Source organism: Arcticibacter sp. MXS-1, from assembly GCF_041902385.1.
Classification (GTDB): Bacteria; Bacteroidota; Bacteroidia; order Sphingobacteriales; family Sphingobacteriaceae; genus Arcticibacter.
Window position 1 is genome coordinate 4544918 of record NZ_CP169244.1, and the last position, 25607, is coordinate 4570524.

The window sequence follows — 25607 nt, forward strand, 5'->3', positions numbered from 1 at the left end:
GAAATCCGGAAGAAAGAATAGCAGGCAAGCTAGCTGCAACCAATACATTGCAGAAGCCCGCCTGCTATTTGCCTTTTAAGGTGTTCTTTGATTCATAAAATCGCTTTAAACATTTGCTATAACCCATTCCTTTCCTATGTAAACACATTCGAATAAACATAAAAAGGGCCATCAAAAGAGCGGTTTGAAAGACTTATTAAAATAAAAACTGGTCGTAACTTCGTGTGTCGCGCCCGTAAAAGATCCCACCTTATTCCGTCCGAAGCCAAATTGATAGCTGTAAGCAACGCGAACGGAACCCATGACTAGCGAAGTAAGCGCTGCAAGCTCGTTATTCGTTCTGTAGTTCATTCCCACTCCGAAAGAGTCTCCAAAGAAGAGCTTAGCCGAGAGATCTGCCTGAAGAGGCACATTAGCGGTGTATGCAACTAAGGATGCGAGACTTACTCGCATTCCCTGATCTTCCAGAGGAAGATAGCCGCCAAAGCTTAAATAGTAGAACTTCTTCAAATACCGACTTGACGCAACAGATCCCTTTCCCAAATCTCGAATACTTAGCCTGGGTAATGATACTCCGACGTAGAATTTCTCGGGATTATAAACCATGACTGACGCACCAATATTTCCTTCCGTCTCCCCAATGTCAGAGTTTGCCATCAGGGGGTCGTTGGGATCCAGCCCTGAGTAAAGAGCACGATAATTGCGAAACCCGCCATTCATAGCTACAGAAAAATAAGTATTGGCATTAAGCTGTACCGCCTTTGCAAAAAACAGATTCACTTCATTTAAATTTTCAACTGCTACCTGATCTCTCATAACCATGATACCCGCTGCCCCGCCTATTGATTTAATTGGCAGATGCCCATTAAACATATAAGACTGCGGGGCTCCTTCAATCCCTACCCATTGTTTCCTCGCTAAAAGATTAATGGCTCCTCCATCAACAGTAAGAGACCAGGCTGGATTAATCGGAGTAAGATTATCAGTAAACTGCGTGTAGGAAAACTGCTGTTGCGCTTTTCCAGAATGAACAACTAAAATAAGGGCAATTACTGCTAATAGAGTTTTACAAATTATGTTTTTCATGTCAATCGTAGTGTCTCATCGTCCGCCTCAGGCGGCTGGCTCTTTGTACGGAAGCACACGAAACATGGTTATAGAAAAATGCGCGGCATTTAGATCTTCAGGAGGGACAACGCGAATATTGAAACTTTTATCGCTTTCTCGCTAACAATCATCAGGCCAAACAACAGTAAATGACTAGTTTTTTAACCAAATAAAAATAAGACAACCCATATTTTCCTCCGATGGATGGTTAATATCGTCAGACATTATTTCTCAAAAAAGTAACACTGGTCACTTTATGTGGAATTTGGGGCATTTATTCAACATTTTGAGAATATTATTTCTCTTTGTAATTTATTTTTTCTAGTATTGAACAGTGATTTAAAAATTCCTAAATCTAAATAACGCGCTCCTGTATCACATTATATCCTTTGTCTTGATCAGACAGGGGGTGTTTGGTTTAAGTTAAAAAACACAAATGATGAAATTAGAACATACAAAGGAACGCGACCGCTTTGTCCGGAGGCTTCAACACAACAAGTCATTTAAAGCATATACGCTATATTGAACAAGCGGAAAATCCAGTTTAGAAACAACTAAAATTTAAAATATTTTTTTAGCGGGCTTGCTATGCAAACGCTCTTTGCAATTGTATTGCCATATCTATTAATGCTTACACAATCTAAATCCTAGTAACAATGCTGCTAACTAAACACCACGACTCGCTTAGGACGTGTAAAACGTATACAGACAATGAAGCTGTAAAGGCGTTTACTTCAGGAGATCAATACGCCTTCAGATTTCTCTATCAAAAACATTATAAGTACGTTTATGATTTCGCCTCGAAACGCCTCAACTATGATAAAGAGCTAGCAAGTGAAATTTCGTCGCAAACATTTGTAAATTTCTACAAATATGCGGGCAGGTTTAACAGCGACTATAACATTAAGGTTAGTTCCTTCCTCTGCGAGATAGCGAATAACCTAATCATTGACAACTATCGCAAACTGCAAAGGAGAGTTGAAGCAAGAGCTTACTCTCTTTCTGATACCGAAAACAGCATAGAAGACCTTATTCTTCCTACCAATCAAGGTCAGGCTCCAGATACCCTTCTAGACAGAAAGATGACTTATAGAATCTTATATTCTCAGATTGCCAAACTCGATAATGTATCACACCAGATCATCTTGTACTTTTACAAAGATGAATTAAGCTATCAGGAGATCTGTGAAAAACTCGATCTCCCTCTGCACCTGGTAAAGACGAAACTATTCAGAGCTAAAAAGAAGCTGAGAAGCTATTTATTGAACAGCGGATTAAGGTAGGACCTAATTTTTAAACTCGCCATTAACTGGCTTATCGCCGGAATGAAAAGAGCCGGAGAATGTTCCTCATAGCAACGATATAATTTATAAAAAGAAGGCCAGGCGAAACGTTTCACCTGGCCTTCTTTTGTGCAGGACACTCTCTTTTAATCCCGATTACAAAAAGCACGCAGCATCCAGGTATTCTTTTCTTTAAACTGCATAAACTTGTTGATCATATCGTTTGTCCCGTCATCTCCGTTTGCAGCAGTTGATTCCATAATCTCCCGCTCAATTTCAATAAGGGTTGCAAAATCTTCCAGGACAGCTTCCACCAGCTTGATATCTTCTATACCAACCGTGTTAATTTCTTCTATCCGGGCCGTTTCAATATACTCCTTGTAAGTACTTAGTGGAGCTTTTCCCAGAGTAAGGATCCGCTCTGCCAGTTCGTCGATTGAGGCGATTGCATTGGTGTAGAGCTCCTCAAACTTGGCGTGCAGGGTAAAGAAACTCTTACCCTTCACATTCCAGTGGCAACCTCTTAACTTTTGGTAGTGAATGTGATAATTTGCCAGCAAATCATTTAATTGATCAACAACAGGCCTCACTTTCACTTCTTCAAGGCCGATTTCTTCTGCTTTCATTGTTCTTAACTTTTATATTAGTGAAAACCCCGGAAGGGGGGCTAAGGTTTTAAGTGTTTTGTCTCCTTACAAAAACGTTATAATTTTCCTGTTTCTCAACCGTCACAGAACTTCCGCGCTCTATATATCCATCAAGGGCAACTGCATCGTACCACTTCCCGTCTATTTCAATTTTACCTGAGGGGCGCATGTCTGTTTTGGCGATGCCATTCTTACCCACCAGTACTTCCTTCTGCCGTCCGCTAACATAGCCGAGTTGCGAGCGCTGCTCGTCCTGCAAGACAAGCCTTTGAAAAGCCGAAGTGCCGAGCAGCGATTTTCCGAGAACGACACAGCCGGCAATAGCAAGGATCATAGAGCCCATTACCAGCAACAGCGCACTGCTAATTTGCTCTGACGCCGTAACCGTAAAATCAAACCAATCATTGGTGACTAAACTTAACACGAGCCCTGCAATAATACACACAATCCCTCCGATGCCCGCTACGCCGAAACCCGGAATTACGAACACCTCAAGCAGGAGCAATATAATTCCAATGACGAACAGACCGATTTCCCAGTGCGCGGCCAGCCCCTCCAGGTAGAGAGGAGCGAAAAACAACAGCGCTGCAACCACAGCTACCAACAACGCAAAACCAATGCCCGGGCTCTGCATTTCGAAATAGATACCGCCAATGATCAGCAGTATGAGGACACCGCTCACCGCAGGACTTACAAGGAACGAAATAAGACGATCAATGAAGGTAACCTGATGTTCAGTCAGTTCTGCCCCCGACAGCCCTTCAGCCGCAAGGACACCCGCAACATCGTTCTTTTCGCCGGCCGAGAGGCCTACCCTGACAGCCTCCGCTGTAGTCAGCGTCAGCACTTTCCCTTTAGCCACCAGCCCTGGTATTTCTACGTCGGGATCAACGAATGCTTCAGCAATTTTAGGATCTCTGCCCTTCGCTTCTGCGGTGGCACGCATGAGTCCTCGCATATATGACTGGTATTTCTCGGGCATGATCTCTCCCTGCGGGTTTACCACACTGGCAGCACCAATACTGGCACCTTTAGACATGTAGATCTTATCCGCAGCAAGGGCGATCAAAGCTCCGGCCGACGCTGCATTATGATCAACGAACACAATGGTCTTTAGCTGAGCATTAAGAACAGCCGAACGTATCGAGTCAGCATAATCTACCATACCGCCAAAAGTGTTCATACGTATTATAATAGCAGCCACCTGCTGCTCCTTTGCCTTCGTAAGTGCTTTCTTTGTCAGACGCCAGGCTGATGGGCCGATCTCTTCGTTCATCTCGAAAACGTAAACCTTGTCTCTATTTTGGGCCTTCGCGGAAAAAGGTCCGCCTGCAACACACAGCAGATACAAAATTACAACAAGGAACCGCAGTTGACCATTACCTCTTTTCATGTCCGAAGATACATAATTCAATAAGCAGATGGCTTCATACACTATAACTTTTACTGACTGGATACAAATCGAAGTGTCCCTCCAGATTCCGAAAAGCTTAGCTTACCTTTGCACAATGCAAGCTTCCCCCTCCAACTCTATCAAGCCCTCTCTCAGGGAAAAATTCGAAGGCGTCATCTGGAAAGTTGAAACCGATGCAATGTTGCCTTTGGTAGCGATCGAAGCGAGAGACCCGCAGACGCATACTGCATATTTTTCTGCATTCGACTTCAACAGTGGAAGACCCCTCTTTGAAAAGTTCCGCCTGGAAGATAGCTGGAACTGGGGGCTCGACGCAATACACAAAGGGGTCACGCTGCTTCATGGGTATGTGTCTGATCAAAGTCCTGAGCACAAGGGCATCGTTGCAGTAGATCAAACCGGCGAAGTAATTTGGCAGCAATTTAACAAAGCCCTGTATACAGTGGCATCAGAAGGACTGGTAGTTTACAATCCCTCTATTCAGCCGAGGATGTTTGAACTCATTGATATAGAAAGCGGCGCTTTGCTCTCCTCAAATACGAAAGACTTTAAGTATCCGGATCGTCAAATAACGGTACCAGAAATACAGGGAGCGGACATCATCCCTCCGAAGTTCCGGCCTGCCAACCTGACCGGTCCTGTACTTCATGCGAGGATCGGTTATAGAGAGTTTTATGCTTTTCACACTGTCCAAAATAACGTATACACTCAGAAACTGCTGATAACAGATCGCAACGGGTTGTTACTGGAAGATTTTCTGGAACGTGACATACAAAAACTTCAACCCGAAGCGTTTTTTATCCAGCACAATCATTTATTCTGTATCAGGAATAAGAAACAGGAATTTGTTGCGTATTTAGTATAATTGCACCTTAAAAAGATTCAAAAAGCAAATGCGTTCGATACTGGCAATTTTTTGCATCCTCTATACAACAAGTGCATTCAGCGAAAGCTTAAGGGACTCGGTAGGCGTAGAAAACGAGAACGGAAAACAGGTCATTCTACATAAGGTTACAGCGAAAGAAAATTATTACTCGATCGGGCGATTATATAACGTCTCCCCAAAAGATATCATCGAAGCTAATCACATTAAAACACTGCAACCCGGCAGCACGCTGCGCGTTCCAACCTCACGTCCCTTCGTCTCTCAAACTACGGTCGCGGCAAGAACCACCGACAACACCAGTGCCGGGTTGATTGATTACAAAGTTGGTCCAAAAGAAACCCTTTTCGCAATAGCCCGCCGATTCAACACAACGATCGACGAAATAAAGAGCATCAACAACCTCTCTGGCAACAGTTTGCACGTAGGCCAGATTATAAAAGTGAGGCAGGGACGGAGTGCTGCCATGGCGATTGGCGAGCAGGCCAGCACCACGGTAAGTAAGATCGATACTCCTATACTGCGAGCAGCCGAGGCGGATACTGCCGGCGCCGATAATACCCGTGTTCACCAGAACCGCTATGGCATTAGCGAACGAAGCGAGCACGGCGTTGCCGTTTGGATGGCTGATCAGCACCTTGACTCCTCTAAAATGCTCGCTCTTCACCGAACAGCACCTGTCGGAACGGTGATTAAAATCACGAATCCTATGACAGGAAAGAGTACCTTTGCAAAGGTGGTTGGCAAGTATACCGACAACGAGACTACCAAAGATGTTATTATTGTGATTACAAAAGCTACCGCTGATTTACTTGGGGCATTAGACAAGAGATTTCTGGTAAATATTGATTATGGTGTCCCCAACGAGTAAGCCCTTCATTATCGGCATTGCAGGAGGAAGCGGATCTGGAAAGACCTTCTTCCTCAATTGTTTTTTAAACTATTTCGAAAAGAATGAGGTGTCGCTCATCTCGCAGGACGATTATTACAAGCCTATCGAACAGCAGCCCCGCGATGAAAACGGCTGGGTAAACTTCGACCTTCCTCAATGTATCGATAACGTACGGCTGTTAGCAGACCTCAATGCCTTAATTGCAGGGGGCACTGTCGAAAAGAAGGAGTACACCTTCAACATGGCGGAGGAAACAGCGCGAATGCTGACTATTCACTCTGCGCCGATCATCATTGTAGAGGGTTTATTCATCTTCCACTTTAAAGAAATTGCCTCGCTGTTCAATATGAGGATATTCATGGACGCAGAAGAAGAGATTACGTTAAACCGACGATTGAAGAGAGACATGGCAGAACGAGGATACACGCATGATATGATCATGTATCAATGGATCAATCACGTCTTGCCCGCTTACAACACCTATCTTCTGCCATACAAGAGCACGGCTGACAAAGTCATACTGAACAACACGCATGTTGCTGACGATATTATAACAGTCACGAGAACGCTGTCAGAAGAATTGAAACAAAAAGTTCTTTCTTAAGGAATTTAAGAGTGCGGGTTGGCTGTTCTAATGAGCTATTTAGCCAATCTGCACTGACTGAACAAGGAAGATGAGAAGGAGGAGATATGGAACAAGAGCGAACATGCATTCAGAGTTTTCACCTTGAGCTGGTGAAGGAGCCCGCTGGTTTAGCGGGCTGCCCCCTAGGGAGTATTTTCAAGAAATGCTGCAAGAAATACAAGAAAGGGAAGCGCTGCAAAGACTGCCCTAAAGGTTGATTAATGCACAAAGCGACAGCCTGATCGGTCGCATATACACGGGCCATTTCCCCTGAGTCGGGTCGCGATTCACAAAACCTCGCCCACTCTGTCAAAATGACAATCTACTTACTTTTGGAACATCCCTTGATAGAAGCTCCGAAATAGAAAGTTAAACTTCAAGGTATATGCAAGAAAAAGGAACTATTTCGATTCACACCGAAAACATTTTCCCCATCATTAAGAAGTTCTTATACTCAGACAATGAGATTTTCCTAAGAGAACTTGTCTCCAACGCGGTAGACGCAACACAAAAAATCAAAAGACTTTCTTCACTGGGCCAGTACCAGGGCGAACTAGGCGAACTGCGCGTAGAGGTGGCCATTGATGAAACGGCAAAGACCATTACCATTTCCGATCGTGGGATCGGTATGACGAGCGATGAGATCAAGAAATATATCAACCAGATCGCTTTCTCTGGCGCGACAGAGTTCGTGGAAAAGTTCAAGGAAGCAAAAGATGCCAACGAGCTGATTGGTAAATTCGGGCTTGGCTTCTATTCTGCCTTCATGGTAGCCGATAAGGTGGAAATTCAAACCCTCTCTTACCAGGAGAACGCAGAACCCGCCCGCTGGATTTGCGACGGCAGCACCGAGTTCGAATTAAGCGAAGGTTCCAGAACGGAGCGTGGTACCGACATCATCCTGCATATCAACTCCGACTCCGAAGAGTTTTTAGCAAAATATAAATTGCAGGAGATACTGGACAAGTACTGCCGTTTCCTTCCTGTACCCATTAAATTTGGCACCAGGACGGAGTCTGAGCCCGATGGTGAAGACGAAGAAGGCAAGCCGAAGTACAAATCGGTGGAGGTTGATAACATCATCAATAACACAAGTCCTATCTGGACTAAGGCGCCTGCTGACCTCAAAGACGAAGACTATCTTGCATTCTATAAAGAGCTCTACCCCTTCTCGGAAGATCCCCTGTTCTGGATCCACCTGAACGTCGATTATCCGTTCAACCTGACCGGTGTACTGTATTTCCCGAAGGTCAAGAACGACTTCGACATGCAGCGAAATAAGATCAAGCTTTTCTCCCGGCAGGTGTTCATCACCGACGAGGTTAAAGACATTGTGCCTGAATTCCTGATGCTGCTTCATGGCGTGATTGACTCGCCTGATATTCCACTGAACGTATCTAGAAGCTTCCTGCAGGCCGACAGCAACGTTAAAAAGATAAACAGCTATATCACCAGGAAGGTGGCAGACAAATTGGCTGAACTATTTAAAAACGACAGGAAGGCGTTTGAAGAAAAGTGGAGCGATATCGGTCTTTTCGTGAAATATGGAATGATCAGCGAAGATAAATTTTACGAGAAAGCAAAGGACTATGCGCTGATTCAGAACACCCAAAAGGAGCTTTATACACTGACTGAATATCAGGAAAAAGTAAAGCCGTTGCAAACGGACAAGAACGACCAGGTCGTTTATCTTTATACCAACGATCCTGCTAAGCAGGATGCCTTTATTCAGTCCGCCAGCGGTAAAGGATATGATGTGATGCTCATGGACTCTCCTATCGACAATCACTTCATTAGCCACCTGGAGCAAAAACTTGAAAAGACTTCGCTCAAGCGTGTTGACTCTGACGTGGTCGACAAGCTGATCAGCAAGGAGGACGCTCCTGCTCATGTTCTTACCGAAGAACAATCAGGCAAGGTTAAAGAGCTTTTTGAGAAAGCGATCAGTAACCCAAATATGAAGGTGGAAATTGAAAGCCTCAGCCCTGATGAGCTTCCGGTACATGTCACCATGGACGAGTTTATGCGCCGCATGAAAGATATGGCGCAAATGGGCGGGGGAATGAGCTTCTACGGGTCCTTGCCCGACAACTACAAAGTAGCAGTGAACGGCAATCACCCGCTCATCAGCCGCATCCTGAACACAGAAAATGAAGAAGAAAAGAGCAAGCTGGCCAAACAAGCCTTTGACCTGGCCCTTCTTTCCCAGGGAATGCTCACTGGTGCCGATCTTACAGAATTTGTAAAAAGAGTGTACAGCTCATTTGATCGCTGCGCGATCAAATGAGCTGGCTCTCAGCCCCCGGCTGTCAGCTTTCAGCTTTTCTGCTATACGTATTAAAAAAAGGGACAATCGGAAATTCCGACTGTCCCTTTTTTATTTCCCTGGCACTTCTGCCGCCTGCTCTCGGGAGTACGCTTGCGTACCCCGATTGCTAACGCACCAAATAGCTAACAGCCAAAAGCCAACAGCTAATGGCTAACTGCGAACTGCCGGTTTTAACATAACAAGAGATGAGCCGGAGGCTCATCTCTTGTTATGTTAAAACCTCACCTGCACCTGCAATACACCGGTAGTATGATTATACTGAGCTGAGTTAGGAATGTTATGATCAAACATGTCAATGATACAGCCAACTTCCAGGCGTGCATAATAATCATCTGCAAACTCAAAGCTGACCATTGGAGTAATCGTCTGGCGAAGATTATCATTGATCTTATAGTTCTCCTGCAAATACTCGTAGCGGGAAGAAAACTCGACTGATCTCAGGCGCGGGAGGTTACACTCGTACCGGAAGTTAGGAAACACATAAAAGCCCCGGTTATAATATTGACCAATAGCCTTTCTGTCATCCACCTTTGCAGCCGCATACTCAGCGAAGTTGGTACCCTGCTTGTACTCGCTGATCAGTTCAAACTTTGTCCGTCCACTAAGGGGAAGAGTTGCGCTGATATCACCGCCCCACGCATGTCCTTTCTGGTCCACCCAGCTGCCCTCAGCAGCATTAAGCCCTATCCGTACATTTTTTGCCAGATCAGCCTCAATCCTTCCATAGTAATTTTTACGGTCATCATTGTCATTGACCTGGTTCCGGTTATTGCCATTGTAGATCCCCGCATAGTAATGAAATGGTACGCGGCCGGTTGTATTGAGGTCTCCATAAACAGCGGCACCCAACTGAAAGCTCTGCCATCCGCTCGCGCCAAACAGGTTATACTGATTGGAATAGTCAAGCGATTTAATAATGTCAGCAGGGAGCATATCTTCAGGACCGAAGAATGGCCTGAACTGACCGAACTGCACATTAAAGCTTCTGCTGCGGTGATAGCGAATAAACGCATTTTCGAGGACCCGACTGTTGCTGTTGCCACTAAACTCTGCCAGGTTCATCAGAATATTTGCATCAAAATGGTCATTGATGTTCGCCCGGGTGTTCACGCGGATCCTTCTGAGAAGAAAGCTATTTGTATTATGAGTGTTAGTCGTGTTGTCGTCTGTGAAATGAACGCCATTTATGTTCACATTATCGCTCAGGGAATATACATAGCGCAACTGCATCAGCCCGTTTATAGCCAGGCTACGCTTAAAGGTTGAGTAATTGCGAGCGGTAGAATCGGACGCAGGCCTTTCATCTGCACGTGCTGCTGGGGAAAACAGGGAGGCACCCAATAAGCATACCCCTAATAAATATTTCATTTAGTACTATTTTAGAGCTGCAATATTAGGGGATTAGGCAGAATTTAAACATGATGCTTATCACATCCGGCGCATGATCCACGTTAATTAAGGACTCATGCCGCTCTTCTGCTGATGTAATAAACCAGGAAATTCACGAGTACGATAGTAGCACAACCGGCGCAGTATACCGACCAGCCTCCGGCGTTCCAAAGCGAAATACCAAGCGCTGCTCCCCCGTCCCGCCAAGGAAATAAGTAGTCATAAACGCCGTATTGAAACGATTCCGGGCCTCCGGCTTTATCGAGTAAATACGAAGCTGATTGATAATCTGGATCATCTGATGGCCAATGTCGAGCAAAAAGATACCAGCTATCAGGAGCGCCATACTGCTACCCATAAATACGAATACAGCGAAGCTGGCAAGCTCAAAGAGCAATCCTGTCAGGATAAACGTGTTGCCGTTTCCAGCAGAAGATAACCTTCCTGTTACCGGTGCTGCTAAGGCGCCTGCCGCACCAGCCAGGCCGAAGAGGCCAATTTGCCACGCATTGAAATGAAAAGGTGCCTCCGAGAGGTACAAAACCATCACGACCCAGAAAGAACTCACCACCGAGAAGGATAATGCGTTGATTACAGAAGCGATCCGGAGTTGAGGAACGCTATTGAAGTAATGAATGACCGACTTCATAAGCAACCGGTACGGAATCACCTGCACCGGCTTGCTCTGCGGCAAAAGAAAATAGAGCCCGGCCATGACCGACATACAGGCCCCCGCACCTAGAAGAAACGTTGCCCGCCAACCCAGAAACGCTCCCACGGCACCGCTGAGAGCGCGTGAGGCAAGAATCCCCACCAGCAGTCCGCTCATGACAATTCCAATTGCCCTTCCGCGCTGCTCCTCAGAACTAAGGGTAGCAGCAAATGGAAGGATCAGCTGAGGAACTATAGAAGTAAGGCCAACAAGGAAGCAACAAACAGCAAGCATGCTAAAGGTCGACGAAGCGGAAGCCAGCAGCATAAAAAAGGATGTTGCAAAAGTACATGCAAGGATCTGCCTTTTCTTTTCTATTACATCCCCCAGAGGAACTATAAAAAACAAGCCCAGGGCATAGCCTGCCTGTGTAATCCAGGTGATGCGACCTGCTTCTTCTGCGGAAATGTTAAAACTGTCGGCGATAAGAGGTATTAGCGGCTGGCAATAGTAAAGGTTCGCTACTACGAGACCTGCACTCAGCGCCATGAATAAAAAAAGGAATCGGACTGTCTTCATATCGCTATATAATAGCAAAAACAGCAGAAGAAAGTTTTTAAGAAAGACTAATCGGGGAAGGAGACAGAAGAAAAAGAACAAAAAAGGTGCGGGAGATGTGCTCCCGGCACCGTGAGAAACTAAACTAAGGTTCCCTTAATTTCTTACAAAATAGGAGGCAAACCATCTTCCGGCTTACTCATTTGCTCTTTCTGAGCAAAACCTTCGGGCTTCGGAATGCCAAGGTCCGGTTCTTCACCGAGCGGCGCTCCATGTACGAAAGTAAATTGTCCCTTGCCATCGATAGATGTCCCCTGTGCCCAGCGGGCATCCGGGGCTTCTGGCCTTTCGATATTGGTAGAAACAAATGAATAATTGAATTGCTGATTTTCTTCCTCCTGCGGGAAGGAATTGGGGATTGGATGAACACCTGTCAGCCCGCCGAGTTCTTCAATGACGGCCAGCCATTGATTCTGGTGCATGGTGTCACGAGCGATCAGAAATGAGAGCATGTCTTTCATTCCGGGATCATCCGTAGAGTGCCATAACCGCGTTGCAAGAGTTCGCCCGGTGGCTTCTGCCATTACATTTGCATACATGTCAGCAGCCAGATTTCCGCTCGCTACTACCCATGATCCATTAAACGGAACGCCGTTAGCATCCGTAGCCATCGCAGCAAGGCCTGTAGAAAGGTAATGTCGCGGATCCATGCCCCCCATAATTTCCTTTACAATCGGATCCTTTGATACCACTTTGTCGATAAAGTCACCAGATGCACCTTCAAGGTTTAGGGCAACGGCAGTTGCCAGCATTTCAATGTGACCGATCTCCTCAGTGCCGGTTTCCAAAAGCATGTCCCTGTATTTGCTGGGCCCACGGTTACCCCAGGCCTGAAACAGGTATTGCAGGCAAACTCTCATTTCACCTTCTATACCCCCGATTGCCTGCTGAAGCAAGCGGGCGAACTGTGGATTTGGCTTTTCCACCCGAACTGTATACTGCAGTTTCTTGTCGTGATAAAACATGTCTTTATTTTTTAAGTAGATGATTAAGTAGATGTGATTGAGTAACAGTCCGGACATCGAGATGTTTAGTCTGATACAAAAAAGGGGTATTTATCGCCAGAAGTGGATACCTTATCTTAACGTTCTCAACTAGAGTTAAAAATGAGCTAAAGTTTCACCTCTATTAAATGCTTCCGTCAAGAGTACGGCTAATTCTTCTGGCTATGATAAATCCTGCTGTTCCACTCTCTCTGTTGATTTAAATCAGCTATAGCTTGATGATTTCGCTCCTCTACCAAAGGAATATCTTATTCTGGCACTCTTAGCTCACCCTCCTCCGTTTATAACAAGGAGAATTAGATTCCCATCCAATAGCTTTACCTTCTGCCATCTTCAATAGATTCAAAACATATAACTGACTTTACGGGTTAAGTTCCAAGCCGATCGCCCTGGCAACGAGCCTCATCTTGCTTAGCCAGAATTTCAATAAATGTTCCTTCCCCTTCGGGTATCGGATAGAAACAACGATCTCGTTACTCGCGCTCCCTTCAGAATTCGCAAAATTAATAAGTTCGACGCCGTCAAAGTACTTTCCAAAGTTGTGTTTAAGCGCTACAGAAGCAGCTTGAACGTTTCGTGAAGTCCATTCCGCCTGTTCGTACATACTTAAAATTTCTCGTTCCGATCGTTCCATCAGTTCTGCAAATTCGACCGCCGAATAGCCCTGTCCGAGAGCCACACTCTTTACTATCTTTCCAAAATGCATCATACCCTTAGTAAACCTAGCCGGTATAGGACCGCCAGGTAATCAATAAAATAAAAACCCTTTTCCTGTTATCCTAATATAATAAAAAAACGCTCACAGTCAAACACGTAGCGATTAGCACGACGACGGTAGTACGACGTTGTCATACAGATCGATCTTGACAGCGAAAGTGTTTATTCCCCATTTAATATCGTGTTGATAAATGAATGAACGTGCAGCCCTTGAAATGATTAAAAATCCATAGTGATCCATCAATAGTGTCGCCGGGTCAGGTTCAGTACACGAATTTTCAATTAACTCAAAGTGGATGCATTGAGGCGACTTTCTAACTGCGATTAATCGCTCGTAATCGGTTTGACAGATGACCATGCTGTCGTTCACTTTAACAGCTTCCGATAATGCAGGCGGTGTAAATGAGCACCCGGTGTCTGTTTTAGTGATCGAAATAAACAAAGTACTCAAAAAGAGACTAATACGACTTGAGTCACATCCTGAGTGCTTTATTCCATTGGTCAACAATTCAATCAGGACTTGCTTGCATGCAACCATTTTATCAGTTGTGATAGCTGGTCCGTAGAACTTGCTTATCTTTCCCAGAACACGTTGTAATAAAGGGCCAATAGAACTCGCAGTATTATCAAAAAGATACTCGATACTCACTGCTATGTTAATTAAGGTCTTTACTTCCTCTGCCGAAACTTGGTTCAAACAGATCTGGAATCTCATCATAAATCATGAAAACTTTGTCCATACGGATAAGGGAAAAAAGGTGTCTGATGTCTTTGCTAAGTCGGGCCACCGCAACGTCACCATTATACTGCATGGCGTACTTTAGACCCGAAACAAGGGCTGCGATAAAGGTACTATCTACATACTCAACGTCACTAAAATCAACAACAAGATACTTAAAGCCTTTGTCGATTAGAGACATGAGGCTGCTCTTAAAAACGTCAGCAGACTCTAGGTTTGCCTCCTTCTCCTTGATAATAACAGCACAATAACTGTCAAGCTTTTGTATTTCTACCATGATCTACTTATAGGGATTTCTTTTCTATTAACAACAGGCTTCTATCGTCCACCGCTCTGAAGTCGTCTTGATGGGCAAATATGTCGGTCCGGATAAGGGCAAGAGTATTCTTCTGCCCCAATGCGAACTTTACACGATTAATAAAGCCGGGATAGCTGCTTTTGTCACCGGATTGCCCTCTGAAATCAGTCATACCATCTGAAATAATCAGTAGCTGATCTCCTGTTTGCATCTCAATAACCTGCTCCTCATATAAACCATCAGCCATAATTCCGAGCAGCAGTCCAGACGACTGAATCTGCCGGCACTCTCTATCCTTCTCTGTGAAAAGGAGCAGAGGCAGATCTCCAGCCCCAGTGTAAGTGATCCTTCCGGTTTTATGTTCGATCATGAGCAATGAGAGGGTTGAAAGGACATCTTGCAATACGGGATCCTGATTTACAACGCGATTAATCTTATTGACGATACTAGCAGTGGAAAGATCCCCGTCAAAGACGCACAACCTTATTGCCGAACGAATGTAACTGAGGTAGTTAAATGAAAAGAACCACGCTCCCCATTTCTTTCCCATTACATCCCCCATGATCACAAATGTGTGTTCTTTATCCGGTTCAATAAAGTCAATAAAATCACCACCCGGATTATTCTCAAACGTCTCGTAGAGAAAATCAAATTTATACCAGCGATTATCAGGAACACGTGCAGGTACCGAGCGGAGATTTAGCGCCCTCGCCGTCGCACCTATCTGATATACAGCCTGCTCATGCTGCTTTCGCACAGCATCGAGAATGTTGACTAATTTCTGAACCACGAGAGGAAAGGGTACACTTTTATCGATATAGTCAAGAGCCTGGAGATCAAGTCCTCGTTCAGTAAACTCCTCATCAGCGAAAGATGTGAAAAAGACAAAAGGAATGTGCTTCCAGCGCTTATCCGCCAATAGTTCCTCCCTAAACTCAAAACCATCTTTTCCTCCCATCCGATAATCAGAAAGTATGATGTCTGGAGTCTCGTTTTCCAGTATAGTCATAGCAACTCGAACAGATTCAGCCTGTAGACACTTAATGCCCCGACTACGCAGAAGGCTTTTCATGAGCATCAAAACTACATCGTCATCGTCCACTACTAGTATTTTGCTTTGACTATCAGGCATTTTTCTTGTTTCTTTTCATTGTACTGACAACTCTCTGTTAAAATAAATGAGACCTCTCACGACGCTTCGGAAGCCGGTAAAAAAAGAAATCTGGCCTTGCAACACACATGTCTTATGGTTTCCTAATCCAGAGGTTTTCTTTTTCAAACACGCCATTTTATTTTATCTTGCCTTGCTATAATAAACTGTATGAAGAAAGCTTCTATCATTACCGTCAACTTCAATCAGCAACAGACTACAGAGGCACTTCTTGAGTCCATAATTTCTACAGGCGCCTCTTACTCTTGCGAGATTCTCGTTGTTGACAACGGCAGCAAGTTTAACGCCGTGCCTGAGTGGCAGGTTCATTATCCTGACGTCATCTTTATACGGTCAGAGCACAATTTGGGTTTCGCGGGAGGAAATAATCTTGGAATAAAAGAAGCAAAGGGTGAATATCTATTCTTTATTAACAATGATACCGAATTAACGCCGGGCCTTATAGAACGGATGCTAAAAACGATGGACGAGCGCCCGCAGATTGGCATGTTGTCACCTAAGATCCACTATTTCAGCGAGCCGCAACTCATTCAGTACATCGGGTTCACTCCAATGAATTTTTACACTGGCCGAAACCGCTGCCTTGGCTGGAAAGAGCAGGATTCAGGCCAATATGACGGCCCTGCACGGCCGACTGCCTACATTCATGGAGCTGCAATGATGGTACGACGAACAGCAATTGAAAAAGCAGGAGTAATGGCTGAGAACTTTTTCCTTTACTATGAAGAACTCGACTGGTGCGAACGAATAAGAAAAGCCGGCTTTGAGATATGGGTTGATCCGGGAGGACTGATCTTTCACAAGGAGTCGATATCAGTCGGCAACTCCAGCGCGCTAAAAGAATACTTTATGAACAGGAACAGAATCCTCTTTGTAAGGAAGCATGCCAAACCTTTTCAGAAGGTTATTTTTACAATATATTTCAGTTTTATTGTATTTCCCCGTAACCTATTCTCCTATCTTTCGAAAAAAAGGACGGACCTTGTTCCTTACCTTCTGAAAGCTATTAAATGGAATATGAGCCATAGTACAGAGAGTAAGGACACCGGATATCCTGTTAATACAATTAAATGAAATCTCTCTTTTGGACGTCACTTTTTATCATTTTTTACACTTTTGTCGGCTATGGTATCCTTCTCTACATTCTCATCCTGATACGCCGGATATTTAAAGGAAAAAGAGAGGCTCCTCCGACTTCGGCCGGCGAGCTTCCCTCCTGCACGCTCGTGGTGGCAGCTTATAACGAAGAAGGATACATCAGAAATAAAATAGAGAACACGCTTGCTTTAAAATATCCTGCAGGCAAGCTGCGAATTATCTTTATAACCGACGGATCAACGGATTCCACACCGGTGATCCTTGCAAAGTTTCCACAAGTTCATCTTTTACACCAGCCAGAAAGAAAAGGAAAAATAGCAGCTATTCACCGGGCAATGGAATTTGTCAATTCAGATGTCGTCGTTTTTACCGACTCAAATACGTTCCTCAATACTGACGCACTCCTTTATATCTGCCGCCACTACTCGGATCCTGCTATTGGGGCGGTGGCTGGTGAAAAAAGGATCCTGACCACGGGAGAGGCTGATGCGGCTACAGCCGGAGAAGGTTTCTACTGGAAATATGAATCAACGCTCAAAAGATGGGACTCAGAGCTTCACTCAGCAATGGGAGCGGCGGGAGAATTATTCAGTGTACGAACGGACCTGTATCAACCGGTAAGCGCAGATGCCATCCTCGACGATTTTATGATTTCTATGCGGATAGCCCAGGAAGGCTACCGGGTCACATATGAGCCTGATGCTTATGCTGTAGAAACAGCATCGCAGAACGTATCGGAGGAGCTAAAACGAAAGGTCCGCATTGCAGCGGGAGGAATTCAGTCCATCATCTGGTTGAAAGCTCTTTTAAACATCTTCAAGTACCGTACCCTCAGCTTTCAATATATCAGCCACCGCGTACTGAGATGGACGGTCACCCCCTTTCTTTTGATACTTGTCTTTGCACTAAACATAGGACTGTCCGCTCAGGACGGCTCTATTCTGTACAATGCCTTGCTGGCCGGACAATTACTATTTTACTCTCTGGCCTTTGCCGGTTTCCTCCTCGAAACAAGGCAGCTGCGAGTCAAAGTATTCTTCATTCCGTACTATTTCTGCGTGATGAATTACGCAATAGGAGCTGGCATCATTCGCTTCTGTAGGGGCAAACAAAGCGCTTCCTGGGAAAAGTCTCGCAGAAAATAGCAGAGACCGACTGCAGTTTAAGTTGAAGTTCTTCGCGTGAACACGGTGAAGTTAGACCTACTATCCTCAGTTCCACAGGTTTCCCTGCATGACAGTGCTAATTCCGGGCTTCGTCGGCTTTCATACCTTGCGATGAACTTTCAACGATAAACTTTTGGACAGCATAGTTAAGAGCATCTGGGCTTTCTATCAGGTCTTGATGGCCTTCCCTCAGAAGCACAACCTTTGCACCGTTTATCTGTTCAGCAATAAATGAGCTTGCATGAGGTCTTACCAGCCGGTCCTTCTCCCCTCCCAGTACAAGAGTGGGACAACTTATCGTCGTCAGATAGGCGCGCGCTTCGAACTTCATCAAAGCCAGTAAACCACAGGCCGCTGTCCTGGGGGAACAGCCAACCGCAAGACGGCTTATGAACAGAAGTTCCTCACTGCTCTGCTTCCCCGAGAAAAACAGATACCGGAACAGCAGACAAGTGTAGCCGCTGAGATATTGAATAAAGCTGATCACCCATAGGATCTTGCTATAGCGCATTACAAAATCTAAAAAAGGCAGGATAACCGGGGATTCTAAAGCAGTGAATAACCTAGCACCAAGACAAGTACGAAGCGGATTGGTGTATGAACACTGGTGGATAATAATACCACTAAGACCGATCTTAGCAGCGCCCCTGCCACTGTACTCAAGTACTACGTTGGCACCCATACTATGGCCGTACAGATATGGCCTCTCAATTCGAAGCGTCAGCAGCATCTCATGCAGATCCGATGCGAGCGTACGTATTGATAGATCGACAGCAGACGGCGATCTCCCGTGACCGGGTAGATCAATAAACACCAGATGGTAAGCTCTTCTGAAGAAAAAGCGCTGGTAAAGCCACTGCGTACTGTCGGAATTCAGGCCGTGAATAAACACCAGGACCGGCAGGTCCGCTGCGCCCTCCCTCTCAACATAATAGGTATTGCCGCTTTCGCACAGGACAAGCTCAGCTCTCCCCTGTCTTAAGCGCCGCGGCTTCCGCTTATTTGCGGTAGATGAAACGAGCGGGCTTAGTATATACCTGCCCAACAGCAACATTAAAATAGATGTTATCTTTACAACCGTCATCATCTTACGTTTTTCGTCAAAAGAGAGTACCCGATTTCCTTTTAATAAGTTTTCGTTCATTATATTTAGCTTCACATTCTGCTCTTTACCTTTGTTAAACGCTTAGTAATTCCATACCAATGAATAAGTACACACCTGCTGTTCTTTTTACTTCTATTCTGATCCTCGCCGGCTCTTTTATTAGCGTAGCATGGAACACCGTGCACAAGGGAACGAACACCTCTGTTAAGGCAGCTGACACCTCCTTTCAAAAAGCAGCAAAGACCTACCAGTCCTACTGCTCGGGTTGCCATGGCGAAAAGATGGACGCATTTACCGACAGAAGATGGAAGTTCGGCAGCTCACGACGTGACTTATTTGCGTCGATTAAAAAGGGGCACCCCGACGAAGGCATGCCTGCTTTTGAAAAAACATTTAACGACGAAGAGATCTTCCAGCTTGCCGATTATATACTGCGGGGGATCAAAAATGTGAACCGGTATAGCTTTAACGACAAGCCCACATCATCAATCTTCCGGACAGAAGAAATGACAATTCGTTTAGATACTGTCGCAACCGGAATGGATGTGCCATGGGGCATGGCTTTCCTGCCCTCCGGCGAAATTTTAACAACCGACAGAAACGGATCTATTTACCTCGTGCGCAACAAGAAGCTTGTATCTGTCAGTGGAGGACCTGAAGTTCTGAACCGGGGACAAGGGGGACTCATGGATGTTATCCTCGACCCCTCATTTGACCAGAACCACATCATCTATCTTTCTTACTCCAAGTTTAAGCGTGAGGGCAGCGCTACTCTTGCCACTACCGCTATAATGAAAGCCAGACTGGACGGTGATCGCTTAAGCCAGCAGAAAGACATTTTTGTTGCCCTTCCCTACTCGCGTACTCAGCACCATTACGGTTCCAGAATGGTATTCGGGAAGGATGGCTATTTGTACTTCTCGGTAGGTGAAAGAGGGAACGAAAAGGAGAATCCTCAGCAGATTAAGGGGAATGACCTGGGCAAAATACACCGAATCAAAAGCGACGGCAGCGTTCCTGCTGATAATCCTTTCTATAATAGGACAGGTGCACAGCGCAGCATCTACTCGTACGGACACCGTAACCCCCAGGCCCTCACCGTACATCCCGCTACCGGACAAATCTGGGAAACCGAACACGGCCCCCGCGGAGGAGACGAAATCAACTTAATAAAGGCGGGCAAAAATTACGGGTGGCCTTTGGCAACCTATGGCATCAACTATAACGGGCAGATCATCAGCAAAGTGAGCGCCTTGCCAGGCATAGAACCGACACTCCACTACTGGATACCATCAATAGGGCCAAGCGGAATGGCCTTTGTAACCGGCGACCGGTACAAGAGCTGGACCGGCAACCTGCTAAGCGGCTCTCTGAGGTTCAAATATCTGAACCGGTCGGTGCTCAAAGGCACCAGTGTCATAAAAGAAGAAGCGCTCTTTAAGAATATAGGGCGTGTAAGGGACGTTAGAATGGCACCCGACGGCTATATTTATATTGCTGTTGAAAGCCCTGGTACCATTTACAAACTCATACCTCAGGAGGAATAGCTACTCACTATTTTTCAGCAGCCGGTTCCATTCCGGATGCCTCTTCAGAAATACCCGAACATAAGAACAGTAAGGCACCAGCTGCAGTCCGCGCTTCTCAATGTCCTGCATGATCATCTCCACCATGGCTGAGGCCACTCCACGGCCCTCCAGTTCTTCAGGTACCTCGGTGTGAGTTAAATAGATCACATTGTCTCTGATTTCATATTCAACAAATGATCGTTCGCCTTCTATGACGAGCTCATACTGTTGTTGATCCTCATTGTTATTTAAAGGGATATTGGTAAAGTCCATGCTATTTAAAATTATGTGATTTTCCTGTAACTTTTAAAAAGAAGAACAGTATAAAAAGCTGTCCTCCCAAAGGACGTGTTTTTCATAGGTAGATGTAGGGCCGGGGTACAACCCGGCTCTTTTTTTATGAAGGGAAAGAACATGCGTCTAGTTTTCATCCCGGTTTGTGTACAGCTATGAATCTTTTTCTAAAATTCATCTTTTGCTGTAACCTTTTTATATCATAGACAGTATAAAAGTACAAGTCCTCCCAAAGGACGTGTTTTTCATAGGTAGATGTGGGGCCGGGGTACAACCCGGCTCTTTTTTTATCTTCAAATAAATATAGCGATCTTTTATTATTTGTTGTAACCTTTATTCAATCCCGACAGTATAAACATGCAGTCCTCCCAAAGGACATGTTTTTCATAAGTAGATATAGGGCCGGGTTCTCCCGGCTCTATTTTTCTATTTGCGGCATCCATCTGTTCCCGGTCTATTCAACACCAGTTATTATTAACGATGTACCCAGATTCAGCAAACTTCAACCCATTTTCCAGCACGAATCTCAATTACTTCTATCGAAAAAATACAATTATTACTAGTCCAACAATCCTTTTCCGTTGTCCTCCATCCGTTGCAGCGACCTAAAGGGGCTGCATTTTATCTTGCGGCGCGCTGGCCAATGTCTGAGATGGTGCTCAAACTCCTCCGGAGACTCTTTTCTAAAAAATCTTCCAATATCTGAAACTTTCCCTATGCCGATCCGTACACAAAGAAGTCCTCCCAAAGGACGTGTTTTTCATAGGTAGATGTAGGGCCGGGGTATAACCCGGCTCTTTTTATAAGAACCAATATCTGACGTAAATTATAAATAGTAAGCTGCGCTACTTTTCTTTCACTTATCCTTTCCAATTTTATTGATATACGATCAGTAAATCTTATAACTTATAACTTATAACTTATAACTTATAACTTACTACTTGTAACTCAGACAATTTCAACCCGTGCGGAACACGCTCTTCGCTTTCAACACCGCCTCCTCCAAATCTATGCCTTCGCCCAGCACGCCTGCAAAAAGATCTCCTTCAGCTTTGAGACGTTCCACAGCATTAAAAATATTAAAGTCACTCATCTTTAATCCTGGTTTCACTTCTTCCCAATGAAGAGGCATAGAAACGGTCGCGCCAGGCTTTGGCCTGAGTGAGTATGGGCCGGCAAGCGTAGCACCTGGTCTGTTCTGAAGAAAATCGAGATACATCTTTCCCTTCCGGTTTTTGATCTGCCGCTCGATGCTCGTGTAAGCCGGTATCTGATCGTGGACAATATGCACCAGCAAACGGGCAAACAGCTGCGACTGATCATAGGTATACTTTGCCCCCATGGGAATGTAGATGTGGATCCCTGTGGATCCCGAGGTTTTACAGCAGCAAGGAACCCCGATTGCATCTAATACCTCTTTCACGACCCTGGCAGCCTCGGTCACCTGCTCAAACGTATTCTGATCCGGATCAAGGTCTATAACACAATAATCAGGGTGGTCGGGCGACTGAACACGCGAGAACCAGGGATTCATCTCAATGCAGCCCAGGGAGGCCATCCAAAGAAGGCTCGCATCATCTTTAGGCACAAAGAACTCCTTATGTTCCCCCTCGCTCGTCACATAAGGAAAGGTTTCAGCCCAGTCCGGCGCTTTATCTTTCACATTCTTCTGATAAAAACCGGGCTTATCAATTCCATTGGGAAAGCGGTTGAGCGATTGCGGCCTATCTTTCAGATAAGGCATCATATACTCCGCTACCTGATAATAATAGTTAAACAGATCGCGCTTGGTTACACCATCGGCAGGCCAGTAAAGTTTACTAAGGTGAGTAAATTTAAGGCTGTGTCCGCAAATCTTCCGCACTTGCGTCTCGTCCTTAGGATTGAGCAGTGTCTTTCTGCTCCTGTCTGCAGGTGCGCTGATCAGATTCTCTTTAACCAGCGAAGAGTTCTCTTGCAAGACTTCGCTCGTATGCGCTGCTCTCTCTCTCACCACTTCAGAAGCTCTTTTATCCGTCCGCATTCCTTCAAAAGAGGGATGCCTGAACACCCCGTCTTCCGTCACCTCCGTAAAACTAACCTCACACACAAGTTCGGGCCGGAGCCAGGTGGCATTCGCCTTGGGTGGATTAGGACGAAACCGTGAGGGCTTGTTATAGTCAGGAGTATGAATGAACGGGCTTTCCCGGGTAATCAAGGGTTTAAATTGCGACATCATTTCCTTCTGCAGTTTATCGGAAAAGCCTGTCCCCACCTTCCCGACATATTGAAAGCTGCCGTCCTCGAATACGCCAAGTAAAAGAGAGCTGAAGAGTTTTGAAGTACCTTCGTTACGGGTGAATCCGCCTACAACAACTTCCTGGCGCTGGTGTACTTTAATTTTCAGCCACTCTTTCGACCGAAAATCAGGAGCGTAGCTACTATCGGCTTTTTTAGCCATGATCCCTTCCAGCCCCATCTTCTGCGCCGCCGCAAAGAACTCGGTACCGCTGGCCTGGAAGATCTGACTCATCCTGATCCTGTCTTCACCCTGTGGAAGAACGGCTTTCAATACCGCCTGCCTTTCACGAAGAGGCAGTTCCATCAGGTTCTTACCTCCATACCATAGAATGTCAAAGATGTAAAAGACCAATTCTCCGTCAGCTTCGCTTCTCCAATTCTGCAAGGCCGAAAAGTTCGACACTCCATTCTGTTTCAGCACCATGATTTCTCCGTCTAACACGGCATTGAATTTCCATTTCAATATAGCCTTGTGCAAGGGATAGAACTTCTCGTTGAATGACTTCCGGTTTCTCGACATAAGTTCTACCTCGCCATTTCTGACAAATGCAAGAGCGCGGTAGCCGTCCCATTTTACCTCATATACCCAGTCGGGGTCGTCAAAAGGCGCATCGGTCAGGGTAGCCAGCATCGGCTTTATTTCGTGCGGGAAATCGCCCTCCGGCGCCCTTGCGAGAATGTCATCCACATTGTCATCCGCACCCTCTGCTGCTAGAGCAGCAGACTTCATTGCCCGGAGAGCGTCCTGCTTATCGCCTTCGCTCCCCAAAAAAGAAGCTTTTCCTTTCAACGGCTCCAGTTGCTTCGCCAAAGCTTCGTCTTTTTTCTGTTCTTACTGCCAGCCATAGTTTTTACTAAACCTGCGTCTTCCATAAATAGTTTGCACGCCCCTGCCCCAGAGCGCTTCAATCTTTATTCTTACCTTTATCCTCTTTTCAATAAAAATCAGAATGGTAGATATCTGCTGTGTTGGCCACATTACGCTGGACAAAGTAATAACCCCCTCTTCCGAAGCCCACATGCCGGGAGGTACTTCCTTTTATTTCTCTAATGCACTTGCACAATTTGATATTCAATACGCTCTGCTGACGGCTTTAGGTAAAGAAGAGGAATACATTGTTTCCGAACTAAAGAAAAAAGGCATTCGGGTAAAATGCATAGAAAGCAGTCATACGGTGTGCTTTGAGAACATTTATGGAGAGAATACCGACCACAGGACCCAGCGTGTCACACAAAAGGCAGACCCTTTCAAGTCGACCCACATCGAGGGAATAGATGCGAAGATCTACCACCTCGGTCCCTTGCTGGCGGACGACATTCCCCTGGAACTCATCCATGCCGCTGCGGGCAAAGGCATCGTGTCTCTCGATGCTCAGGGTTACCTGCGGAAAGTTGAAAATCAACAGGTACTTCCCGTTGACTGGCCTGAAAAAAGGAGAGCGCTTGCAGGTCTTGATATTTTGAAAGCTAATGAATACGAGACGGAAGTCTTAACGGGAACTTCTGACTTGCGGCGGGGAGCTGTAGCTCTCGCCGAAATGGGAGTAAAAGAGGTGATCATCACGCTCGGAAGTATGGGCTCCCTGATCTATAAAGACGAAACGTTCTACGACATCCCTGCCTATAAACCGCGTAGGATTGTTGATGCTACAGGCTGCGGCGACACCTATATGGCAGGCTACCTGTATAAAAAGAGCAAAGGAGCCGGCATCCGCGAAGCTGCAGAATTTGCAGCGGCAATGGCCACTCTTAAGATCGAAACTTCCGGCCCGTTTACCGGCACACCGGGGGAGGTTGAAAAAGTTCTTCTGGCATGATATTTCGATACAGTTTGGTGTAAAATCAATCACATACATCAAAACACATCGATCATGAGCAACAAAAGTAACAGCGGAAACCAGGGAGTCGACGGCTCAAAAACGCGGCACAAGGGTGAAATTATAGAAAGCAGACAAAAAGGAGCGCCAAGTGTAAGCAAGAAAGGTTCAGGAAAACACTTTAAAGACAACTCGGGATCAGAAGCCATTAAGAAGCTCGACCCCGACAACACCACGAAACATCAGCAGAACAGTATCTGACGAAACAAACAGAGGGCTGGCCCTCTGTTTTACATTTTTCCGTAGTTGTCGAGATCTTCCTGTGAATCAAAAGCAAGCTTGTCCTGCAGGGTGATCGTACTGCCTTTCAGACTTTCGTTCTCAGCCTGAATGTTCTCGATAATTTCTTCATCCGTCGGATCCTGTCCCTCCCACTGCATACTCGCATTTCCTGAAAAGTTCTCCTTTTCGTCGTTTTCTGCCGTCCATGTAACCAGATAATATTTCATAA

At 45.5% G+C, this 25607-nt stretch carries 23 protein-coding genes; 10 read left to right on the top strand and 13 right to left on the bottom strand.

All coding sequences use genetic code 11. The features are described 5' to 3' along the window. Positions 1 to 171: 171 nt before the first annotated feature. Entirely contained in the window at positions 172 to 1086 is a 915-nt protein-coding gene (locus ACES2C_RS19715; protein ID WP_374164766.1) for a PorP/SprF family type IX secretion system membrane protein, read from the bottom strand. A gap of 677 nt (positions 1087 to 1763) precedes the next feature. Between ACES2C_RS19715 and ACES2C_RS19720 the strand changes: the two genes are divergently transcribed. Next, positions 1764 to 2390: an RNA polymerase sigma factor gene (locus tag ACES2C_RS19720; RefSeq protein WP_374164767.1), complete on the top strand. Its 627-nt coding sequence runs from the start codon at positions 1764 to 1766 to the stop codon at positions 2388 to 2390. A 146-nt stretch (positions 2391 to 2536) separates the two neighbouring features. On the opposite strand, the gene ACES2C_RS19725 is transcribed toward ACES2C_RS19720, so the two are convergent. Together ACES2C_RS19725 and ACES2C_RS19730 are read right to left on the bottom strand one after the other, a co-directional pair. Next, positions 2537 to 3016 carry a Dps family protein gene (locus tag ACES2C_RS19725; RefSeq protein WP_374164768.1) on the bottom strand — a complete coding sequence of 160 codons (480 nt, stop codon included), beginning with the start codon at positions 3014 to 3016 and terminating at the stop codon, positions 2537 to 2539. A 49-nt stretch (positions 3017 to 3065) separates the two neighbouring features. Further along, positions 3066 to 4313, bottom strand: coding sequence for a nodulation protein NfeD (locus tag ACES2C_RS19730; protein ID WP_374164769.1), 1248 nt, complete (start codon positions 4311 to 4313; stop codon positions 3066 to 3068). A 232-nt stretch (positions 4314 to 4545) separates the two neighbouring features. On the opposite strand from ACES2C_RS19730, the gene ACES2C_RS19735 reads away from it, so the two are divergent. From ACES2C_RS19735 to htpG, 4 genes are all read left to right on the top strand, one after another. Continuing rightward, positions 4546 to 5316 (top strand): DUF4905 domain-containing protein, encoded by a 771-nt coding sequence (locus ACES2C_RS19735; protein WP_374164770.1) that lies wholly within the window; start codon positions 4546 to 4548, stop codon positions 5314 to 5316. A gap of 28 nt (positions 5317 to 5344) precedes the next feature. Continuing rightward, a complete protein-coding gene (locus tag ACES2C_RS19740; protein ID WP_374164771.1) occupies positions 5345 to 6205 on the top strand; it encodes a LysM peptidoglycan-binding domain-containing protein in 861 nt (286 codons plus the stop codon). After that, the gene (locus ACES2C_RS19745) at positions 6186 to 6830 is read left to right on the top strand and encodes a uridine kinase (RefSeq protein ID WP_374164772.1); all 645 of its coding nucleotides are present in this window, start codon (positions 6186 to 6188) and stop codon (positions 6828 to 6830) included. The genes ACES2C_RS19740 and ACES2C_RS19745 overlap by 20 nt, the downstream gene beginning before the upstream one ends. Before the next feature lie 406 nt (positions 6831 to 7236). Further along, positions 7237 to 9138, top strand: coding sequence for a molecular chaperone HtpG (gene htpG, locus ACES2C_RS19750; protein WP_374164773.1), 1902 nt, complete (start codon positions 7237 to 7239; stop codon positions 9136 to 9138). Positions 9139 to 9393: 255 nt separating this feature from the next. On the opposite strand, the gene ACES2C_RS19755 is transcribed toward htpG, so the two are convergent. The 6 genes from ACES2C_RS19755 to ACES2C_RS19780 all read right to left on the bottom strand — a co-directional run bounded on the left by ACES2C_RS19755 (position 9394) and on the right by ACES2C_RS19780 (position 15729). Then, positions 9394 to 10548: a porin gene (locus ACES2C_RS19755; RefSeq protein WP_374164774.1), complete on the bottom strand. Its 1155-nt coding sequence runs from the start codon at positions 10546 to 10548 to the stop codon at positions 9394 to 9396. Between the two features lie 133 nt (positions 10549 to 10681). After that, positions 10682 to 11800, bottom strand: a complete 1119-nt coding sequence (locus ACES2C_RS19760; RefSeq protein ID WP_374164775.1) for an MFS transporter — start codon at positions 11798 to 11800, stop codon at positions 10682 to 10684. A 143-nt stretch (positions 11801 to 11943) separates the two neighbouring features. Further along, a complete protein-coding gene (locus ACES2C_RS19765; protein WP_374164776.1) occupies positions 11944 to 12804 on the bottom strand; it encodes a manganese catalase family protein in 861 nt (286 codons plus the stop codon). A 400-nt stretch (positions 12805 to 13204) separates the two neighbouring features. Further along, positions 13205 to 13552 (bottom strand): hypothetical protein, encoded by a 348-nt coding sequence (locus ACES2C_RS19770; protein WP_374164777.1) that lies wholly within the window; start codon positions 13550 to 13552, stop codon positions 13205 to 13207. 664 nt (positions 13553 to 14216) lie between these two features. Beyond that, positions 14217 to 14576, bottom strand: coding sequence for an STAS domain-containing protein (locus ACES2C_RS19775; protein WP_374164778.1), 360 nt, complete (start codon positions 14574 to 14576; stop codon positions 14217 to 14219). Between the two features lie 7 nt (positions 14577 to 14583). Then, the gene (locus tag ACES2C_RS19780; protein WP_374164779.1) at positions 14584 to 15729 is read right to left on the bottom strand and encodes a SpoIIE family protein phosphatase; all 1146 of its coding nucleotides are present in this window, start codon (positions 15727 to 15729) and stop codon (positions 14584 to 14586) included. Positions 15730 to 15918: 189 nt separating this feature from the next. Here ACES2C_RS19780 and ACES2C_RS19785 point away from each other — a divergent pair, with 189 nt between their 5' ends. Then, positions 15919 to 16842 carry a glycosyltransferase family 2 protein gene (locus tag ACES2C_RS19785; protein ID WP_374164780.1) on the top strand — a complete coding sequence of 308 codons (924 nt, stop codon included), beginning with the start codon at positions 15919 to 15921 and terminating at the stop codon, positions 16840 to 16842. Next, positions 16839 to 18011 (top strand): glycosyltransferase family 2 protein, encoded by a 1173-nt coding sequence (locus tag ACES2C_RS19790; protein ID WP_374164781.1) that lies wholly within the window; start codon positions 16839 to 16841, stop codon positions 18009 to 18011. The genes ACES2C_RS19785 and ACES2C_RS19790 overlap by 4 nt, the downstream gene beginning before the upstream one ends. 97 nt (positions 18012 to 18108) lie before the next feature. On the opposite strand, the gene ACES2C_RS19795 is transcribed toward ACES2C_RS19790, so the two are convergent. Then, positions 18109 to 19176, bottom strand: coding sequence for an alpha/beta fold hydrolase (locus ACES2C_RS19795; protein ID WP_374164782.1), 1068 nt, complete (start codon positions 19174 to 19176; stop codon positions 18109 to 18111). A gap of 59 nt (positions 19177 to 19235) precedes the next feature. Between ACES2C_RS19795 and ACES2C_RS19800 the strand changes: the two genes are divergently transcribed. Beyond that, the gene (locus ACES2C_RS19800; RefSeq protein WP_374164783.1) at positions 19236 to 20684 is read left to right on the top strand and encodes a PQQ-dependent sugar dehydrogenase; all 1449 of its coding nucleotides are present in this window, start codon (positions 19236 to 19238) and stop codon (positions 20682 to 20684) included. Here ACES2C_RS19800 and ACES2C_RS19805 read toward each other — a convergent pair whose 3' ends face one another. Next, positions 20685 to 20978 carry a GNAT family N-acetyltransferase gene (locus tag ACES2C_RS19805; RefSeq protein ID WP_374164784.1) on the bottom strand — a complete coding sequence of 98 codons (294 nt, stop codon included), beginning with the start codon at positions 20976 to 20978 and terminating at the stop codon, positions 20685 to 20687. A gap of 979 nt (positions 20979 to 21957) precedes the next feature. After that, complete coding sequence (gene ligD, locus ACES2C_RS19810; protein ID WP_374166994.1) at positions 21958 to 24009, bottom strand: DNA ligase D; 2052 nt, start codon at positions 24007 to 24009, stop codon at positions 21958 to 21960. Positions 24010 to 24229: 220 nt separating this feature from the next. On the opposite strand from ligD, the gene ACES2C_RS19815 reads away from it, so the two are divergent. Together ACES2C_RS19815 and ACES2C_RS19820 are read left to right on the top strand one after the other, a co-directional pair. Then, positions 24230 to 25096: a PfkB family carbohydrate kinase gene (locus tag ACES2C_RS19815; protein ID WP_374164785.1), complete on the top strand. Its 867-nt coding sequence runs from the start codon at positions 24230 to 24232 to the stop codon at positions 25094 to 25096. 54 nt (positions 25097 to 25150) lie between these two features. Next, positions 25151 to 25357: a hypothetical protein gene (locus ACES2C_RS19820; protein WP_374164786.1), complete on the top strand. Its 207-nt coding sequence runs from the start codon at positions 25151 to 25153 to the stop codon at positions 25355 to 25357. Between the two features lie 29 nt (positions 25358 to 25386). Here the strand turns inward: ACES2C_RS19820 and ACES2C_RS19825 are convergent, their stop codons facing one another. Beyond that, the gene (locus tag ACES2C_RS19825) at positions 25387 to 25605 is read right to left on the bottom strand and encodes a hypothetical protein (protein WP_374164787.1); all 219 of its coding nucleotides are present in this window, start codon (positions 25603 to 25605) and stop codon (positions 25387 to 25389) included. Positions 25606 to 25607: the final 2 nt, after the last annotated feature.